This window comes from Bacillus sp. KNSH39, assembly GCF_052656585.1.
The window spans coordinates 2,142,252-2,160,535 of record NZ_JBQXYO010000001.1; the positions used below are offsets into that span (position 1 = coordinate 2,142,252).

An 18,284-nucleotide genomic window follows, 5' to 3' on the forward strand; every position below is an offset into this window, starting at 1 on the left:
CTGTGCGAAAGATTTTGTTCTATACGTTAAAATATATCAAAATATTCTGAATTTAACAATTACAATTCAACCTTCTTCAAAAATTATTACATTAGGTTTAATACTTTCCCATACACAATTGTTGAGAAAATTATAGTCCCTTTACAAAAGAAAGAATTTTCAGATATTATTAAATAAACAAGATTATACATCTAGACAACTTTTTGTATAGGAGTGTTGATATGTTAAACAAGTTCAAATTTTTTTGTTGTATTTTAGTAATGTTCTTACTTCTACCGCTATCCCCTTTCCAAGCACAAGCAGCAAACAATTTAGGTTCAAAATTACTCGTTGGATATTGGCATAACTTTGATAACGGTACTGGCATTATTAAATTAAAAGACGTTTCACCAAAATGGGATGTAATCAATGTATCTTTTGGTGAAACTGGTGGTGATCGTTCCACTGTTGAATTTTCTCCTGTGTATGGTACAGATGCAGACTTCAAATCAGATATTTCTTATTTAAAAAGTAAAGGAAAGAAAGTAGTTCTTTCAATAGGTGGACAAAATGGAGTCGTTTTACTTCCTGACAATGCCGCTAAGGATCGTTTTATTAATTCCATACAGTCTCTAATCGATAAATACGGTTTTGATGGAATAGATATTGACCTTGAATCAGGTATTTACTTAAACGGAAATGATACTAATTTCAAAAATCCAACTACTCCCCAAATCGTAAATCTTATATCAGCTATTCGAACAATCTCAGATCATTATGGTCCAGATTTTCTATTAAGCATGGCTCCTGAAACAGCTTATGTTCAAGGCGGTTATAGCGCATATGGAAGCATATGGGGTGCATATTTACCAATTATTTACGGAGTGAAAGATAAACTAACATACATTCATGTTCAACACTACAACGCTGGTAGCGGGATTGGAATGGACGGTAATAACTACAATCAAGGTACTGCAGACTACGAGGTCGCTATGGCAGATATGCTCTTACATGGTTTTCCTGTAGGTGGTAATGCAAATAACATTTTCCCAGCTCTTCGTTCAGATCAAGTCATGATTGGGCTTCCAGCAGCACCAGCGGCAGCTCCAAGTGGTGGATACATTTCGCCAACTGAAATGAAAAAAGCTTTAAATTATATCATTAAAGGAGTTCCGTTCGGAGGAAAGTATAAACTTTCTAACCAGAGTGGCTATCCTGCATTCCGCGGCCTAATGTCTTGGTCTATTAATTGGGATGCAAAAAACAACTTCGAATTCTCAAATAACTATAGAACATATTTTGATGGTCTTTCCTTGCAAAAATAACAAAGTAAAACTATAATTAGCCCCCATCAATCGGACATTTATGGGCAATCAATGCAGGATAAAAACAGCAATAGGACCCTTTATAGGTCCTATTGTTGTTTTTTATTTATGAAAATTACTTTGTCACATCTAAAGTTTTAAGAAACTGTTTTCCATCGCCCAACATCGCACGTTCCTCCGAATCATATTGTTAAATATTCTAGTCACTCTTTTGCTTCAACACAAAAACTGAAAGTTCAGGTACACTACAAAATCTAACAGGCATCCTAGTAGTCCCAATACCACGATTTACATATAAATATAACTGCTTACTCTTCCCCTCCACTTCATACATACCTTCAACATAACTCTCAGCTAGTTTGGTAGTAATTAACGGACCTACAAAAGGGATTTGGACTTGTCCCCCGTGACTATGTCCTGACAGTTGAAGATCAACTGGGTAACGATTTATTTTGGTTACAACATCCGGCTCATGTACTAATAACATGTTGAAATCATTTTGTTTCAAGTTTTTTAAAGTTGAATCTATTTTCGGCTTCCCTAATAGAAAATCATCCAAACCTGATATTGTAATATATTTGCCGTTTTCCACTTTAATTTTCTGCACTTCATTTACTAATACAGAAAAACCAGCTTCCTCGATATATTTTTTGTAAAATAAACTACCGCCCCCGCCCCTATCATGATTCCCAAACACAGCATATTTCCCTAAGGGAGCATAAATTTTCTGCAAAATAGCCTTCGCTCCCTCTCTTTCTGCACTATAAGAACCAAATTTATCTATTAAATCTCCGGTAAAAACTACTATATCTGGATGTAATTCATTCATCTTCTCCACCAAATGTTCAAGTTGCTTCAATGTAAACTCTGGCCCTAAATGTACATCTGAAAACTGTAATATTTTTTTATTATTAAATTCTTTAGGAATTGCAGAAGCTTCTATTTCATTCCATGTAACTGTTACTAGTTTTCGTTCTATTTCTGTCGCATAATAATACAAACTTACTAGTATCATTAATATACTTATAAAACTAATAATAAATATCTTTACGATTGATTTTTTTCGTTCTTTTTTTACATGATTCGTATTCATGTTTTCACCTCTAGAAACACTTTAAATCCTTATTGTTACATTAATGTGACAACATGAACAATGTTATTAATATGTAATTTCCTCCCTATTCACTTTGACAATTTTATACAGAAGTCATACCATATTTTTATAATACATATATTTTCGAATCTTTTTCTATTCATTCCATCATTTTATTACGGAGGGGTTATTCATGTCTGTATTTACACCAGAAGAAATTACGGAACTTGCTGCGAATTCCGGAAGGAAAAAAGCTCATTTATCATTACTCCCTATGCTAATTCTCGGTTTTTTTGGCGGTGCTTTTATCGCATTAGGGTATTTACTCGATATTCATGTTATTGGAACAATGCCAAAATATTGGGGATCATTTACTAGTTTTCTAGGCGCTGCTGTATTCCCTATCGGTCTTATTCTCGTTATTCTTGCAGGCGGTGAACTAGTAACTGGTAACATGATGACAGTTTCTATGGCTTGGCTTCAAAAGAAAATTACTTTATTTCATTTCATACGAAATTTAGTTATTGTTACGTTTAGCAATTTCATAGGGGCTGTATTTGCAGCCTACTTTTTCGGCCATATCGTTGGCTTAACTGAAGGAGCTTTTTTAGCGAAAACTATTTCTATCGCTCAAGCGAAACTACAAGATACACCATTGCAAGCATTTATTTCTGCAATCGGATGTAATTGGCTCGTTTGTTTAGCTGTTTGGCTCAGTATGGGAAGTAAAGAATTTATCGGAAAGATTATTGGTATTTGGTTCCCAGTTATGACTTTTGTTGCGATTGGATTTCAACACGTTGTAGCAAATATGTTTGTCATCCCAGCCGCAATTTTTGCCGGTCATTTCACTTGGGCTGAATATTTTCCAAACTTTATTTTTGTTTTCTTTGGAAATTTAGTAGGAGGTATGTTATTTGTAGCACTACCTTACTTCATATCTTATAATAAGAAACTATCTTCTTATCAAGAGAAGACTGAAATGAAGAACAAATCTCTGTCGGCTTAAATAGAATGTCTATAAAGAACCCTAAAAATATTACAAATTTCATTTTTTTTGCGAATATATGTACGTACACTTGTTCTCGAATGTTTTATACGTTATAATAACAACTTAAATAGCATTATTTACATATGAGGTGAAAAACATGAACAAAACAGAATTAATTAAAAACGTAGCACAAAATGCTGAGATTTCTCAAAAAGAAGCTACTGTAGTTGTACAAACTGTAGTAGAATCAATCACTAACACTTTAGCTGCTGGTGAAAAAGTACAACTTATCGGATTCGGTACATTCGAAGTTCGCGAAAGAGCTGCTCGTACAGGCCGTAACCCACAAACTGGTGAAGAAATGCAAATCGCAGCTTCTAAAGTACCTGCTTTCAAAGCTGGTAAAGAACTAAAAGAAGCTGTAAAATAATGAAAAATATCCTTCTCATTTATGAGAAGGATATTTTTTCATAACATAATTAATAAAAATCTGACCATTATGCTGTTTCTTTTGTTCTTTTATGCAAATAAAATCTTTACTTTCAAAAAAAGGTTTTGCGGTAATGCTCGCCTCTGTATATATCTCCCTATGTCCCAAGTTCACTGCTTCTTTTTCTAACTTCTGTAGTATGTATGAAGCGACTCTTTTCCCTTGATAATCTTTATGCGTAAATAAACGATCTACGTAACGATCATCGTTATAATCCCCAAACCCCACAATCATACCTTTATGATCCGCTACATAGCTAATATTCTTTTCTAAAGACTGTAACCAATTTTCTCTATCTAGTCGCTCCGGTGCCCACGCCTGTAGCTGTAACTCATTATAATCTTTTGCATTAACCGTATGAACTGTTTCATAGAACAATTGTAATACTTGATCTAAATCTTTTTTCTGGAATGTTCTAATTATAATATCTTTTAACATATATAAGTCTCCTTACCAAACTACCTCTTAACTTTTCTACTACATACGATTCTATATTTCTGCTTTATTATATCGTTTTAATTTCTATACGAACAAAAAAACAATACTTATTCAAGTATTGTTTTTTAATTCTATTCAATTACTTAATGTAGCTTTTTAAGGTTTTAATTTAACTCTTTGTAATCGTAATGCATTTAATACAACGGATACAGAACTAAATGCCATCGCTGCTCCAGCAACCCAAGGGGCTAAGAAACCTAATGCCGCAATTGGAATTCCTAACGCGTTATAAGCTAATGCCCAGAATAAATTTTGTTTAATATTTCTTATCGTCATTTTACTCATAAATATCGCATCAGCAATACTATTTAAGTCACCGCGGATTAACGTTATATCCGCTGCTTCCATCGCTACATCCGTTCCCGTTCCAATTGCCATACCAATGTTCGCTGTAGCAAGAGCAGGAGCATCATTTATCCCGTCTCCAACCATCGCTACTTTCTTACCATTTGCTTGCAGTTTTTTCACTTCTTCTGCTTTTCCTTCTGGCAATACTTCTGCAATTACGTGATCAATACCAACTTGCTTTGCAATTGCCTGAGCAGTTTGTGTATTATCTCCTGTAATCATCACAACGTCTAGACCCATTTTTTTCAGTCTTGCGATAGCTGCTTTTGAAGTATCTTTCACAGTATCTGCAACGGCAACTATACCAGCATATTCTTTATCGATTGCAATAAGCATTGCTGTTTTTCCTTCTCGTTCTAGCGCTTCCATTGATTTAGAAACTTCTTCAATATCAATATTGAATTTCTTCATTAATCGACGTGTACCAATTAATAAGTGTTTTCCTTCTACAACTGATTCGATACCAAATCCCGGAATCGCTTCAAACGTTTCTGAACTTGGGATATCAATTTTCTTTTCTTTAATTCCTTCTACAATCGCTTCTGCAAGCGGATGTTCAGAATTTCTTTCTGCTGCCCCTACTAATCTAAGCAGTTTATTTTCATTGAATCCATCTGCTACAATTACATCTGTTAATACCGGCTTCCCATTTGTCACTGTACCCGTTTTATCTAGAATAACCGTATCTAATCGGTGCGTTGCTTCTAAATGCTCTCCACCTTTAAATAAAATACCATACTCAGCCGATCTTCCTGATCCTGCCATAATAGATGTAGGCGTTGCAAGACCTAATGCACATGGACAAGCAATAACAAGTACTGCTATCATTTTCTCAAGTGCTCCGCCAAAATCACCAGGTGTAACAAATATCATCCATACTGCAAAGGTGATAATCGCAATCACAACTACAACCGGTACGAAAATACCTGAAATTTGATCTGCTACCCTTTGAATAGGAGCTTTTGAACCTTGTGCCTCTTCTACTACTTTAATAATTTGAGCTAATGCAGTATCTCTTCCTACCTTAGTTGCTTTCACTTTTAAAAATCCATTTTTATTTATTGTCGAACCTATTACTACATCCCCAATTGACTTATCAACAGGAATACTTTCACCCGTTAACATCGATTCATCAATTGCTGACTTTCCTTCTACAATCTCACCATCTACTGGTATTTTTTCACCAGGCTTTACATAGACGATATCACCAGCTACTACTTCTTCAATCAAAATTTTTATTTCTGTTCCATCTCGCACAACTGTAGCTGTCTTTGCTTGTAAACCCATCAATTTTTTAATTGCTTCTGATGAGCGCCCTTTTGCTTTCGCTTCAAATAATTTACCTAAAATAATTAATGTAATAAGTACCGCACTCGTTTCAAAATATAAATCTGTCATATGTTCCGAAGAACCAATAGATTGAATACTTAAATATACACTATAGAAGTACGCGGCCGACGTTCCAAGCGCCACGAGAACATCCATATTAGCACTTTTATTGCGTAACGCTTTATAAGCCCCAACATAAAACTGTCCACCAATGATAAATTGAACAGGAGTTGCAAGTGCTAGTTGCACCCAAGGGTTCATTAACATATCCGGTAAATAAATAAATGACGTAAATGAGAAATGACTAACCATTGCCCACAATAATGGGAAAGATAAAATAAACGAAATAATAAACTTCTTCTTTTGTCTTTCAATTTCTTGTAATCGATGATCAGTTGATGCATCTTGATCATCTGGTTTCACTTCTAATTTATATCCTAGCTTCGTAATCGCGCTCTTCATTTCATTTACATTAACTTCATCAGGGTTAAAGTCTACTGTGGCTGATTCTAAAGCAAAATTTACTGTCGCCTTGTTCACACCATCTAACTTATTTAAACACTTTTCAACTCTATTTGCACATGCTGCACATGTCATTCCTGAAACAGTAAATTCAGCTTTATCACTTACAATTCCATATCCTAATGATTCAACTTTTTCTTTAAATTGTTGCGGATTTGTTTTAGTTGGATCGTACATTATTTTTGTTTTTTCAAGCGCAAAATTTACATTTGCCTCATGAACACCTTCTACTTTTTTTAGACCTTTTTCAATTCTATTTGCACATGCCGCACATGTCATTCCTGATATTTGAAGATTGGCCTCTTTTTTTCATTCATGTCTCTCACCTCTATATACCCTTATGAGGTATAATGATTAGCAAAATAAATCGTACTTCATTTAAAGTACGATTTATTTCCATATCTAAAAATAATTATTGAACATCGTATCCTTGATCTTCGATTACAGCAACGATATCTTTTAATGTTACAGCAGACGAGTCGATAGTAACTTCAACAGTTCCTTCTGCTAATTGAACCTTCACTTGTTCAACACCGTTTAGCTCTTTCACACTGCTTTCGATAGCATTTACACAATGTCCACAAGACATACCTTCAACCTGTAATGTTAACTGTTCCATTTAAAATCCTCCTCTTGTTTATTCATTGTTTGTTAATCACAATTATATCTTACCATACCCCCCTAAGGTAATCAATGGTTTTGTATCATGATTTTTCAATTATTTTCTAAAAGTTTATTTTACACACACTTTTTCACTACAATACACCCAAATCCAATATGAGGGTAAACAAAAAAACAAGCCAGTTAAATACTAGCTTGTTTTTACGCTTTTGAAAAACGTTCAAATACTGTCATTAATTCTTCAATTGCTTCGTCACCATTTCCATTTTTAATAGCTCCTGAAACACAATGACTCGTATGATTTTTGAGAACGCCCATTCCTACTTTTTTCATCGCTGCATTAATCGCTGAAATTTGCACTAAAATATCTACGCAATAACGATCATTTTCAATCATGTTTTGAATACCGCGGACCTGTCCTTCAATTCTCTTTAATCTATTTATAATCTGTTCTTTTTCTTTTTCTGATCTATGTGTTACTGCTTCATGCTCTTTATGATCCATATTATCACCTTCTTAAAGTTTCTCTTCATCCAATAAAACAATTGTTTTTTATGAGTATACCAATTATAGCATTAAATATCTACGCATGATACCCCATAAGAGTATATTTACACTTTATGATTATTCTTAACAACGCATTAGCTTCTTAATCTCAATTTTCAGTATACCCTTTCCTTTTTGTCAAAAAATCATTATATCTCTCATCAAAATTCAATAAAGTGAAACAAGAATAAGCGGGGATTACCCGCCCCCGCTTATTCTTCGTCTATAATGTTTTAATTTAAATTTTCAGATATTTAACCCGAGAATTTTTTCTTTCCATATATAATTATTGCTGATCACATACTTTTGTATCATTCACTACTGAAGTTCCTTCAACGGTTACCGTATGAAAACAGTCATTTACTCGAACTGTCACAACATTATCTTGCCGATCAATGATATGATATTCATTAAAATTTTTATTTAGAGCACTGCGAATTTGTTCTCCTTCATAAATTGGAATGCCATGTGATAGAACCCAAATAAGTCCAGCGATAGCAAGAATAGTTTTCATACGATCTACCTCCTTGGGAATATAGTGAACTTTTCATCCATACTTTTTCAGCTCTACAAATCATGATCGGAATAAACCAAGCCTTTTTGGAAATAAGTTCATTTCGTCTATTTTATGTTTATGCTAATTGTGACCGTTTTGTGACAACTTTTTGTCTCTTTAGACGAAAAGTTGAAACAAAACTTTCGAAAAGGACAATTCTACACATTAAAAAAGGTTATGGAATGTTTCATCCATAACCTTTTTTCCTATACGTAACTAATAAACCTCAATCCTTTACTTAAAGACGTCGGCACAACAGATGCATGATTCTCCCCTTCAGCTTCATAAAACTTAAATTTAAGTTTATCGTGGTTTACTTGGAGAAGGCGCTCTGATAATTCATTTGCACCTACAACCATATGCTCTCGTTCAAGTGATCCAACTGTAAGGAACACTCCTGTTTCAAACTTAGCATTGTTTAATTCATGTATAAGGTTCTCTTCTTTTTCAAGAACGGATTTATTATTCCACCATATAGATGGACTACTAATAAAATAATTTTGAAAAGCGTTTAAGTTTGTAAATAGTATATGCAAAGCAAATAGTCCACCTAAAGAATGTCCAAATAACGTTTGCTTACTTTTATCAATCTCAAAATTCTTTTCAATTTGTGGTTTCAGTTCTTCTTCAATAAAAGTAAAGAAATTATGTGCTCCTCCTGTTTTAGGCCACGGTTTACCGTCTGGTTTTAAAGGGGCATCTTTTGAAATTACGCTAGGCGTAAAATCATAGCACCTTTCTTCCCCTGAAAATGCGCCTTCAATCGGATAACCCACTCCAACTATAACAGCTGGTGAAACACCAGTTTTTTCCGCTCTTACTGATTGTATTTTAACTGCTTCATGAAATGTTTGAAAAAAGGCATTGCCATCTAATACGTAAATAACGGGATATCCTGAATCCGGTGCTGGTTGCCTCGGCTTTGAAATATGAATTTGATATTCCTTACCTTCTAATTTTGAATACATTTTCCACTGCTCTGTATTAGATGTTATAATCTGCTGTTTTTCAACTGTAGTATTCACCCTATCCCCCCCCTTTTTAACTTGTTACATATATTTCGATTTTTTCTTCTTGAGATACAACGCTATCATAACCGAAACAAACAGGAGCCCCGTTATACGGATCAATCATGACACGCGCATCAATATGAAATACTTCTTTTAACACTTCATTTGTAATGATTTCTTCTGGGCTACCAGTTGTAACAATTTCGCCTTCCTTCATTGCAATAATTTCATCTGAAAACCTTGATGCATGGTTAATATCATGTAATACCATAACAACCGTACAATTATGTTCTTTATTTAACTTCTCCACAATTTGTAATACATCTAATTGATGAGACATATCAAGGTATGTAGTTGGCTCATCTAATAGCAACACTTCTGTCTCTTGTGCTAATGCCATCGCTAGCCATACCTTTTGTCTTTGACCACCTGATAAATTTGCAATTTGTCTCGTTCGAAATTCAGAAGTTTTCGTTATATCTAATGCCCAATCAATCATTTCTTTATCTTTTGTCGTTAACTTATTTACGTTATTTCGATGTGGATAGCGTCCATAAGAAATTAATTCTTCCACTTTAAGCTCACCTGGTGCAATTGGAGTTTGCGGGAGTAAAGCTAACTGCTTCGCAATTTCTTTCGTTGGAATTGTATGTAAATCCTGTCCTTGCAAATATACTTTACCGCTTTTTTGTTTTAAAATTCTTCCCATTGTTTTTAACAATGTCGATTTACCGCAACCGTTTGGACCTATAATTGTCGTTACTTTTCCTTCTTGTATTTCCACATTTAAATCGCGAAACACTGTAAGCTTTTCATAACTTGTTTCTAAATTTTTTGCACTTAAAATACTCACTTTTATTCCTCCTCTTACGCTTTCGCCTTATAAAGTAAATATAAGAAATACGGTACACCGACAATAGAAATAACGATTCCAACTGGTAGCTCTACAGGTGTAAAAACTGTTTTCGCAATAAAGTCTGAAGCAATTACAAGAAACATTCCGATTACGCCGCACGTAGGAATTATATACTTATGTTGAATACCGACAAGCCTTTTCGCTATATGCGGTGCCATTAAGCCAATAAAACCGATACTCCCTGAAACAGCAACACATGCGCTCACAAGCCCGATACTACTTAGTAGTAAAATCGATTTCTCTCTTTCTACTGAAACACCTAAACTTGTAATACTCGTTTCTTCCAATTGAAATAAATCTAATAAATAAGCTTTCTTTTGTATAAGCGGAATTAAGATAATAAGCCATGGTAACATAGCCACAATATACTTCCAGTTTGCACTATATATGCTTCCAGACACCCACACTGCGGCCATTTCAAAATCAGTTGACTTCATTTTGAGTGATAAGTACATAGAAAAGGCTCCAAATCCTGATCCAATTGCAATCCCTGTTAATAAAAGTCGCTGCGAATCTAATTTACCGTTTTTCCAAGAAAACAGATAAATGATGATAGCTGCACCTAATCCGCCTACTAAACCAAACATTGGCATCATCATAATAGAAACCCAGTCTGTGCTTTTTAATTGCCCTTGAAAGAAAAACATAAAAATGACAATCGCTGTTCCTGCTCCGGCATTTACGCCTAAAATACCTGGGTCCGCCAACCCATTTCTCGTAATCCCTTGAATAACGGCACCCGCAACACCAAGGCCTAATCCTACTAATCCAGCAATTACGATGCGCGGAAGGCGAAACTCAAAAATAACTAAATCATGTTCTGGTACTGGATCAATTCTAAACAGTGTTTTAAATACATCTGTAATCGTAATGTCGAACGTACCATTTGTTAAACTAATATAAATAGCACATAGTATTAAAAATATAATAATCCCCATCGTCATTCCGAAACGTTGACTTGAACTTTTAAGCATGTCTCTCTCCTCCTCTAGTACGGATTAAATAAAGGAAGAAAGGAATTCCAATTAAAGAGGTAACGACTCCAATAGGTGTTTCAAATGGATAGTTTACAAATCTACTCAAAACGTCACATAACGCTAAGAAAACGCCACCAATAACACCTGCACATGGCAAAATCCACTTATAATCTACCCCAATTATAAAGCGCGTAATGTGCGGAATAATTAAACCTACAAAACCAACTTTCCCCACTAAAGCAACTGCTGTTCCTGTTAAGAAAATTACCGATAAAATTGCCATCGCTTTAACTAGTTTTGTACGTTGCCCTAAATTAATAGAAACCTCTTCGCCTAATGAAAGAATGGTAATAGATTTTGATATTAACAATGCTAAAATTATTCCAATTATCCCAAACGGTATCGTGATTTTAATGATATTAGGATCTACTTGATCTAACTTTGCATTAAACCAAAAACTAACATTTTGAGAAATTTGGAAATACGAAGCCATTGCAGCCGATACACTACTTAAAAATGTTCCAATAACTGTTCCTATAATCGCTAACCTAACTGGTGATAAGCCATTTTGAAGGAGCGAACCAAAACCAAACACGATACCGGCTCCTAGTGCAGAACCAATCATTGAACATACAACCATACCAATTGATGACATTCCCGGAAGAAAAATCATGCTAAGTGTAATAACAAAGGCAGCGCCATCCGTCACACCCATAATAGAAGGGGATGCAAGATAGTTTCTTGTCATCCCCTGCATAAGTGCTCCTGATATGGCTAGAAATGCTCCGACTAAAAGAGCTGCAACTACCCTTGGTAAACGTGAAGTAATAATAATATTATGATTTACATCGCTTGAATCAAAATGAAATAATGCGTTCCACACTGTTTCAGCGTCAATACTTTTTGCCCCATACAAAATCGAAAGTATAATTGTAAATAAGATGAGTATGGGTGCTATACATAATATAGTTACTGGTACTGCATTTGTTTTCTGCATATCATTCAACGCACCTTACTTATTGTATTATTTAGATAAATTTTTCACGGCTTCTTTTAAGAATGCTGTTTTACTCCAAGCTGTACCACCTTGTGCCATTGGATCTACAACATTTACAAATACTTTCTTTTCCTTCGCAGCATTCATACTTTGCCAAATTGGATTACTTTCAATTTCTTCTAACACTTTCGGGTTTTTATTTTCACTTGCCTCATATTGTAAGAAAATATAATCTGGGTTAAGTTCAGCAAGTTTTTCAAATGAAATTTTCTCTTGTGCTTTTACAGTTTTCAATTGTTCTGGAGCAGTTAGTCCAAGATCTTTATAAATTACAGGGTTGAAGTATACTCCTTCTGGATATAGGAATAATTCATTTGCTCTTAGTCTTATGACAAGTACTTTTTTATCTTTTAACTTATCTCCTAGTTTTGCTTTTGCTTTTTCAGCGTCCGAATTGTAATCCTTAATAATTTTTTCTGCTTTATCTTTTTTACCAGTTAATTCTCCCATTAACTTTAAGTTATCTTCCCAATTTGTTGAAACGTGTGATACCGGGAATGTAGGAGCTACTTTCGTAAACTTTTCAGCTGTTTCTGCTGGGAATTTCGTACTCGATGTAATAACATCTGGTTTTAATTGTAGTAATGTTTCGAAATTGGGTTGCATTTTCTCACCAACAGATTTAGCACCTTCTAACTCTTTTTCAAGATATTTTGGTAATTTACCACCTACAGTAATGGCACCAACTGGTTTAATTCCAAGTACTGCCGCATCTTCCATTGACTCTAAACTAGCTGTCGCAATTTTATCTACTTTTGCTGGCACTGTATACTCTTTACCTAAATATGTGATTTTTCTTTTTTCATCTTTTTTCGTTTCCGTAGCTTTTGTCTGTTGTTTTTGCTCGCCTGAAGTTTTATCCGCACTATTACATGCCGCTAAACCTACACTTAAAACTGTAACCATCCCTAAAGTAAATAATTTCTTGTTCATCTTTATATGTCTCCTCTCGAATTTTCAAACTATATTCTCAATAAAATTTAACTATATGAACCTTGTCCCATATATATATTTCATTAGATTAATAATTTTATCCAGAACTCATTCCCGTTCACTTCCCCTAGACTATAATTCTTTTACGCCTTCATCACTTGATAATCATTTTCACTGATAATGATTATCGTTACTAAGTATATATTTAATATGAAATTATTTCAAGAATGATTTGAAAAATTTTAACAAACTGAATTAAAAAAAGAAGTATCTCCCTAATATTAGGGAGATACTTCTTTTTTTTAGAAATTTATATGTAATTCAACTGGACAATGGTCTGACCCCATTACTTCACTATTAATTTTCGCTTCTGTTATTTGGTCTTTCATTCTTTCCGAAACAACAAAATAATCTAAACGCCATCCGATATTTTTCGCTCTCGCGCCCATACGATACGACCACCACGAGTATGCACCTTCTTGATTAGGATAAAGGTAACGATATGTATCAATAAATCCTTCTTCTAAAATACATGAAAATTTCTCTCGTTCCTCATCAGAGAATCCAGGATTTTCACGATTACTTTTCGGATTTTTCAAATCGATTTCTTTATGAGCAACATTTAAGTCTCCACAAAAAATAACTGGTTTCTTCTCATCTAATCGTTTGATATAGGACCTGAAATCATCTTCCCATTTCATTCTGTAATCTAATCGTTCTAATCCACGTTTTGAATTTGGTGTATATAACGTTATCATGTAAAAATCTTCGAATTCTAAAGTAATAAGTCGCCCTTCTTGATCATGCTCTTCAATGCCTAAACCATATGTAACTGAAAGCGGTTCTTTTTTCGAAAAAATAGCAGTTCCTGAATATCCTTTTTTCACAGCATAATTCCAGTATGTATAATATCCCTCTAAATTTAAATCAATTTGCCCTTCTTGTAATTTAATCTCTTGTAGACAAAATATGTCAGCACTTGATTCCTCAAGATATTCCAAAAATCCACCTTTTGCGATAACAGCTCGCAAACCATTTACATTCCATGAAATTAACTTCATTTATAGTCCTCCTCTTGATGTTTATTTCCAAATTTCATGCTATCACAAAATAGAAAACAATCATATTTTCACCTTTGTAATCTTGCTCTTACATTTATGAATACATACATACGCACTTTATTCAGGTTATACTAATTTCAGAGGTGATGTTCTATGCACAATGAAGGAGTTACATTAACAAATGAGTATTGGCAAGCAATTATTCATAATGATTCTTCCTATGATAGCAAATTCTTTTATGCTGTGAAATCAACTGGAATCTTTTGCAGACCATCATGCAAATCAAGAATACCGAATAGAAACAATGTACGAATTTTTCATCATGCAGAGCAAGCATTAAGTGAGAACTTTCGCCCGTGCAAACGTTGTAAGCCAAATGGGATCACTTTACCTAATGAAGAGTGGGTAGAACAAATTAAAGACTATATCGAAAAGCATTATGACGAATCCTTAACTCTCGACATGCTTGCGGAAATGTGTCACGGTAGCCCTTTTCATTTACAACGTACTTTCAAAAGAATAATAGGGTTAACTCCTATAGAATATATACAACAATTCAGGGTTCTTAAAGCAACCGAATACCTTTTACACACAAATCAATCTATTAAAGAAATTAGTACTGCTGTCGGGATAGAAAACCCAGAGTATTTCGCAACTTTATTTAAAAAGAAAACCGGATTTACTCCTACTGAATATCGAAAAAAGAACGAAATGAAAGAGGGATACGATAATGAATTCCTACAAAAATAATTATATATATTGGACGCTACTTACACATAAAAATTGGCGATTTCATATTGCTGCAACTGAAAATGGACTATGTTTCATTGGATCACAAGACGAAAACTTTGAAGAATTAAATATATGGGCTAGAAAAAAACTGCCCCAACATATATTGACCCATAGTCCAGGTTACTTGCAAATATATACGCAAGAAGTTATCGAGTATTTAGAAAACAAGCGAGAAACTTTTACATTTCCTATCGATGCTTATGGAACTAATTTTCAATTATCTGTTTGGAATACGGTACGTGAAATTCCTTATGGAAAGACATATTCTTATACAGAAATTGCTGAAAGAATTCAAAAACCTAAAGCTGTGCGCGCCGTTGCTTCTGCTATTGCTGCTAACCCTCTTCTTATTACCATTCCTTGTCACCGCGTTATTGGGAAGAATGGGAAACTAACCGGATTTAGGGGTGGATTAGAAATGAAGAAAAAATTGCTTACATTAGAAAAGTTGCAGGTGGAATTCATATGACAGCAGAATATAATAGCGTATTATCTATAGCAGTTCCAAAAGAATTTTGTTTCCAAGAAAATTTACGTTATCTATCACGCTCTAACAATGAATGTATGTTCCATATTGAAGATAACAAAATTTATAAAGTTATCCCTGTTCAAGATGTAAATCCTTTAGTTGAAATTAGTGTGAATACAGATGGGAATATTCAAATACGTTGTTTAGAAGAACCATATACATCTGAAAAATCGATACGTGAAGCTGTAGTTAACTATGTAAAAGAATGGTTTGATTTAACTACTGATTTAGCCCCATTTTATACATTAGCTAAACATGATTTACTCCTTCAAGGACCAATTGAACAATATTATGGCCTTCGTACTTTAGGCATTCCAGACTTATTTGAGGCACTTTCCTGGGGAATTATCGGTCAACAAATTAACTTAACATATGCTTATACACTAAAAAGGAGATTAGTTGAGCAATTTGGAAGTTATGTAGAATGGGACGATAGAAAACATTGGATATTCCCATCACCTGAAACAATTGCAAATCTACATGTAGAAAATCTTCAACAATTAAAAATGACGACTAGAAAATGTGAATATTTAATCGGTATTGCGAAGCTTATTACAGAGAGAAAATTATCAAAAGAGGATTTACTGCAAACACAAGATGTAAAGGTTGCTGAGAAACAATTAACTGCTATCCATGGTATAGGACCATGGACTGCCAACTATGTTTTAATGCGTTGTTTAAGATTTCCTTCGGCTTTTCCAATTGATGATGTTGGTCTGCATAATGCAATTAAATTTATAACAGGTTCCGAAAATAAACCAACAAAAAATGAAATAAAAGATTTCGCGGCAAACTGGGCTAATTGGGAGTCTTATGCGACTTTTTATTTGTGGCGAGTACTATATTAAAAGAACCAAGTAGCACATTCGTACTACTTGGTTCTTTTTTAAGCTTGCTCCTCAAAACGTCTTGCAATTTCCACAATAACTTGAACGGCTTTTTCCATAGTATCTACCGAAACATACTCAAATTTACCGTGATAGTTTTCACCACCAGTGAAAATATTCGGCGTCGGTAATCCCATATATGATAATTGTGATCCATCTGTGCCTCCGCGAATCGGATGAATATTTGGTTCAATGTCTAAACTTTTCATTGCTTCATATGCAATATCAACAATTTCTCTTACCGGTTCAATTTTTTCAAGCATGTTATAGTATTGATCATTCATTTCTAAAACGACTGCATCTTCGCCATATTTTTCTTGCATAGTCTTCACAATATTTTTAACGTTATTTTTACGTGCCTCAAAATTTTCACGATCAAAGTCTCGAATAATATAATATGCTTTACTTTGCTCAACATCACCATTTAAAGAAAGTAAATGATAGAATCCTTCATAGCCTTCTGTATATTCTGGCGCATCTTCTACTGGTAAATACCCATTAAACTCCATAGCAAGTTTAGTAGCATTGCGCATTTTATTTTTTGCTGTTCCAGGATGTGTATTCGTTCCGTTAAACGTTAACTTAGCACCTGCAGCATTAAAACTTTCATACTCTAAACCACCTAATGGACCTCCATCCATCGTATAAGCGAATGATGCACCAAACGCTTCTACATCAAAATGCGCTGGCCCACGACCAATTTCTTCATCCGGTGTAAATGCTACTCTTATTTTCCCGTGCTTAATTTGTGGATTATGTATTAAATGGTTCATTGCAACCATAATTTCTGTAAGACCAGCTTTATCATCTGCTCCTAGAAGTGTTGTACCATCAGTTGTAATAATGGTATGTCCTTTATATGATGGTAATTCCGGGAACTGCTCTGGTGTTAACACAACATTTAGCTCTTCATTTAACGTAATTGCATTACCATCAAAATTTTCATGAATTTGTGGTTTGACGTTTTTCCCTGTAAAGTCTGTTGCCGTATCTAAATGGGCTAAAAATCCGATTACAGGAACATCCTTGTCCGTATTAGCTGGAAGTGTTGCCATTACATAGCCATTATCATCCATCGTTACTTCTGTTAAACCAATTTCTTTTAGCTCTTCCACTAATAACTTACCAAACTCAATTTGTCCTGGTGTTGTTGGTACTGTATGACTTTCTTCATTTGATTGCGTATCAATTTTTACATATCTCGTAAATCTTTCAATAAGTTCTTGTTTCAAGTTCATTCACTCCCTTTTATGTTCCTCCCTCCATTATAATCCTTAAAACGAAATATTTTAACTTTTTTGACTGTGAAGATGTATATTTCATTTACATTGTTAACACTTTTACATAACAAAAAGAAAATTAGTGAACATATTTAAAGTACAGCTTAATACAAATAAATTCACCCTATTTACGACTCTCATCGCAAATAGGGTGTTTCTGTTTTTATCTCGCAATTTAAGAATATATACTACTCATTTACAATAAAAGTATATACATCATCATAAATACAGCCATTTACTTTAATCACATACTTCCCAGGTTTATTAAAACTAATTGTGTATTTATTTAACTGAATTGCTTCTTTATCTCCAGAAAGAATATCAATGCTTCTGCCACTTAATACATACAATTCATTTAGATTCATCGTTACATCAATTGCATTGAAATTTTCTACTTTCACTTGCTGTGCTTCCGCAACGCTTACACTTGGTTCTAAAAACAGTAATCCACTTAATCCAATCGTCCCCGCTAAAGCAACTCCCGCAAACTTTTTAATCTGTTTCATTACAATGACCTCCTTATAGATTTTACGTAAAGGCAATG

20 protein-coding genes are annotated in these 18,284 nt (G+C 34.1%); 6 read left to right on the forward strand and 14 right to left on the reverse strand.

Going from position 1 to position 18,284, the window contains the following annotated elements; genetic code table 11:
• The first annotated feature begins 221 nt into the window (after positions 1–221).
• A complete protein-coding gene (locus tag ACUL40_RS10815) occupies positions 222–1,304 on the forward strand; it encodes a chitinase (protein ID WP_000932436.1) in 1,083 nt (360 codons plus the stop codon).
• 199 nt (positions 1,305–1,503) lie between these two features.
• Here ACUL40_RS10815 and ACUL40_RS10820 read toward each other — a convergent pair whose 3' ends face one another.
• The gene (locus ACUL40_RS10820) at positions 1,504–2,397 is read right to left on the reverse strand and encodes a metallophosphoesterase (RefSeq protein ID WP_001095335.1); all 894 of its coding nucleotides are present in this window, start codon (positions 2,395–2,397) and stop codon (positions 1,504–1,506) included.
• A gap of 193 nt (positions 2,398–2,590) precedes the next feature.
• On the opposite strand from ACUL40_RS10820, the gene ACUL40_RS10825 reads away from it, so the two are divergent.
• Together ACUL40_RS10825 and ACUL40_RS10830 are read left to right on the forward strand one after the other, a co-directional pair.
• Positions 2,591–3,406 (forward strand): formate/nitrite transporter family protein, encoded by an 816-nt coding sequence (locus ACUL40_RS10825; protein WP_063220796.1) that lies wholly within the window; start codon positions 2,591–2,593, stop codon positions 3,404–3,406.
• 139 nt (positions 3,407–3,545) lie between these two features.
• The gene (locus ACUL40_RS10830; protein ID WP_001043904.1) at positions 3,546–3,818 is read left to right on the forward strand and encodes an HU family DNA-binding protein; all 273 of its coding nucleotides are present in this window, start codon (positions 3,546–3,548) and stop codon (positions 3,816–3,818) included.
• Between the two features lie 15 nt (positions 3,819–3,833).
• Here ACUL40_RS10830 and ACUL40_RS10835 read toward each other — a convergent pair whose 3' ends face one another.
• From ACUL40_RS10835 to ACUL40_RS10885, 11 genes are all read right to left on the reverse strand, one after another.
• Entirely contained in the window at positions 3,834–4,316 is a 483-nt protein-coding gene (locus tag ACUL40_RS10835) for a GNAT family N-acetyltransferase (RefSeq protein ID WP_000910167.1), read from the reverse strand.
• 156 nt (positions 4,317–4,472) lie between these two features.
• Entirely contained in the window at positions 4,473–6,854 is a 2,382-nt protein-coding gene (locus tag ACUL40_RS10840) for a heavy metal translocating P-type ATPase (RefSeq protein WP_445423148.1), read from the reverse strand.
• A gap of 133 nt (positions 6,855–6,987) precedes the next feature.
• Positions 6,988–7,194, reverse strand: coding sequence for a copper chaperone CopZ (copZ, locus tag ACUL40_RS10845; protein ID WP_000436973.1), 207 nt, complete (start codon positions 7,192–7,194; stop codon positions 6,988–6,990).
• Positions 7,195–7,397: 203 nt separating this feature from the next.
• Entirely contained in the window at positions 7,398–7,700 is a 303-nt protein-coding gene (locus tag ACUL40_RS10850) for a metal-sensing transcriptional repressor (protein WP_000349637.1), read from the reverse strand.
• 328 nt (positions 7,701–8,028) lie between these two features.
• Positions 8,029–8,256, reverse strand: coding sequence for a hypothetical protein (locus ACUL40_RS10855; protein ID WP_000849103.1), 228 nt, complete (start codon positions 8,254–8,256; stop codon positions 8,029–8,031).
• A gap of 248 nt (positions 8,257–8,504) precedes the next feature.
• Positions 8,505–9,323, reverse strand: a complete 819-nt coding sequence (locus tag ACUL40_RS10860; protein WP_031312077.1) for an alpha/beta hydrolase — start codon at positions 9,321–9,323, stop codon at positions 8,505–8,507.
• Positions 9,324–9,339: 16 nt separating this feature from the next.
• A complete protein-coding gene (locus tag ACUL40_RS10865) occupies positions 9,340–10,161 on the reverse strand; it encodes an ABC transporter ATP-binding protein (RefSeq protein WP_000025766.1) in 822 nt (273 codons plus the stop codon).
• Between the two features lie 14 nt (positions 10,162–10,175).
• Positions 10,176–11,198 (reverse strand): FecCD family ABC transporter permease, encoded by a 1,023-nt coding sequence (locus ACUL40_RS10870; RefSeq protein ID WP_000920450.1) that lies wholly within the window; start codon positions 11,196–11,198, stop codon positions 10,176–10,178.
• Positions 11,191–12,198 carry a FecCD family ABC transporter permease gene (locus ACUL40_RS10875; protein WP_001173042.1) on the reverse strand — a complete coding sequence of 336 codons (1,008 nt, stop codon included), beginning with the start codon at positions 12,196–12,198 and terminating at the stop codon, positions 11,191–11,193. Before ACUL40_RS10875 ends, ACUL40_RS10870 begins: the two co-directional genes overlap by 8 nt.
• Positions 12,199–12,225: 27 nt before the next feature.
• Entirely contained in the window at positions 12,226–13,191 is a 966-nt protein-coding gene (locus ACUL40_RS10880) for an iron-hydroxamate ABC transporter substrate-binding protein (RefSeq protein WP_001035506.1), read from the reverse strand.
• 302 nt (positions 13,192–13,493) lie between these two features.
• Positions 13,494–14,252, reverse strand: coding sequence for an exodeoxyribonuclease III (locus tag ACUL40_RS10885; RefSeq protein ID WP_000767620.1), 759 nt, complete (start codon positions 14,250–14,252; stop codon positions 13,494–13,496).
• 153 nt (positions 14,253–14,405) lie between these two features.
• Between ACUL40_RS10885 and ACUL40_RS10890 the strand changes: the two genes are divergently transcribed.
• The 3 genes from ACUL40_RS10890 to ACUL40_RS10900 are packed head-to-tail and all read left to right on the forward strand — an operon-like array spanning position 14,406 to position 16,421.
• Positions 14,406–15,002 carry a bifunctional transcriptional activator/DNA repair enzyme AdaA gene (locus ACUL40_RS10890; protein WP_000551322.1) on the forward strand — a complete coding sequence of 199 codons (597 nt, stop codon included), beginning with the start codon at positions 14,406–14,408 and terminating at the stop codon, positions 15,000–15,002.
• The gene (locus ACUL40_RS10895) at positions 14,983–15,513 is read left to right on the forward strand and encodes a methylated-DNA--[protein]-cysteine S-methyltransferase (protein ID WP_001089842.1); all 531 of its coding nucleotides are present in this window, start codon (positions 14,983–14,985) and stop codon (positions 15,511–15,513) included. Before ACUL40_RS10890 ends, ACUL40_RS10895 begins: the two co-directional genes overlap by 20 nt.
• Entirely contained in the window at positions 15,510–16,421 is a 912-nt protein-coding gene (locus ACUL40_RS10900; RefSeq protein WP_065212062.1) for a DNA-3-methyladenine glycosylase 2, read from the forward strand. Before ACUL40_RS10895 ends, ACUL40_RS10900 begins: the two co-directional genes overlap by 4 nt.
• 38 nt (positions 16,422–16,459) lie before the next feature.
• Here ACUL40_RS10900 and pepT read toward each other — a convergent pair whose 3' ends face one another.
• Both pepT and ACUL40_RS10910 read right to left on the reverse strand, forming a co-directional pair.
• On the reverse strand, positions 16,460–17,692 hold the full coding sequence (gene pepT, locus ACUL40_RS10905; RefSeq protein WP_002164459.1) for a peptidase T: 1,233 nt from the start codon (positions 17,690–17,692) through the stop codon (positions 16,460–16,462).
• A 236-nt stretch (positions 17,693–17,928) separates the two neighbouring features.
• Entirely contained in the window at positions 17,929–18,246 is a 318-nt protein-coding gene (locus ACUL40_RS10910; RefSeq protein ID WP_065212063.1) for a hypothetical protein, read from the reverse strand.
• Positions 18,247–18,284 lie beyond the last annotated feature (38 nt).

Bases quoted from the DNA above. Each gene is read 5' to 3' on its own strand.
- ACUL40_RS10815 (WP_000932436.1), top strand. From the start codon at position 222: ATGTTAAACAAGTTCAAATTTTTTTGTTGTATTTTAGTAATGTTCTTA.
- ACUL40_RS10820 (WP_001095335.1), bottom strand. From the start codon at position 2,397: ATGAATACGAATCATGTAAAAAAAGAACGAAAAAAATCAATCGTAAAG.
- ACUL40_RS10825 (WP_063220796.1), top strand. From the start codon at position 2,591: ATGTCTGTATTTACACCAGAAGAAATTACGGAACTTGCTGCGAATTCC.
- ACUL40_RS10830 (WP_001043904.1), top strand. From the start codon at position 3,546: ATGAACAAAACAGAATTAATTAAAAACGTAGCACAAAATGCTGAGATT.
- ACUL40_RS10835 (WP_000910167.1), bottom strand. From the start codon at position 4,316: ATGTTAAAAGATATTATAATTAGAACATTCCAGAAAAAAGATTTAGAT.
- ACUL40_RS10840 (WP_445423148.1), bottom strand. From the start codon at position 6,854: ATGACATGTGCGGCATGTGCAAATAGAATTGAAAAAGGTCTAAAAAAA.
- copZ (WP_000436973.1), bottom strand. From the start codon at position 7,194: ATGGAACAGTTAACATTACAGGTTGAAGGTATGTCTTGTGGACATTGT.
- ACUL40_RS10850 (WP_000349637.1), bottom strand. From the start codon at position 7,700: ATGGATCATAAAGAGCATGAAGCAGTAACACATAGATCAGAAAAAGAA.
- ACUL40_RS10855 (WP_000849103.1), bottom strand. From the start codon at position 8,256: ATGAAAACTATTCTTGCTATCGCTGGACTTATTTGGGTTCTATCACAT.
- ACUL40_RS10870 (WP_000920450.1), bottom strand. From the start codon at position 11,198: ATGCTTAAAAGTTCAAGTCAACGTTTCGGAATGACGATGGGGATTATT.
- ACUL40_RS10875 (WP_001173042.1), bottom strand. From the start codon at position 12,198: ATGCAGAAAACAAATGCAGTACCAGTAACTATATTATGTATAGCACCC.
- ACUL40_RS10880 (WP_001035506.1), bottom strand. From the start codon at position 13,191: ATGAACAAGAAATTATTTACTTTAGGGATGGTTACAGTTTTAAGTGTA.
- ACUL40_RS10885 (WP_000767620.1), bottom strand. From the start codon at position 14,252: ATGAAGTTAATTTCATGGAATGTAAATGGTTTGCGAGCTGTTATCGCA.
- ACUL40_RS10890 (WP_000551322.1), top strand. From the start codon at position 14,406: ATGCACAATGAAGGAGTTACATTAACAAATGAGTATTGGCAAGCAATT.
- ACUL40_RS10895 (WP_001089842.1), top strand. From the start codon at position 14,983: ATGAATTCCTACAAAAATAATTATATATATTGGACGCTACTTACACAT.
- ACUL40_RS10900 (WP_065212062.1), top strand. From the start codon at position 15,510: ATGACAGCAGAATATAATAGCGTATTATCTATAGCAGTTCCAAAAGAA.
- ACUL40_RS10910 (WP_065212063.1), bottom strand. From the start codon at position 18,246: ATGAAACAGATTAAAAAGTTTGCGGGAGTTGCTTTAGCGGGGACGATT.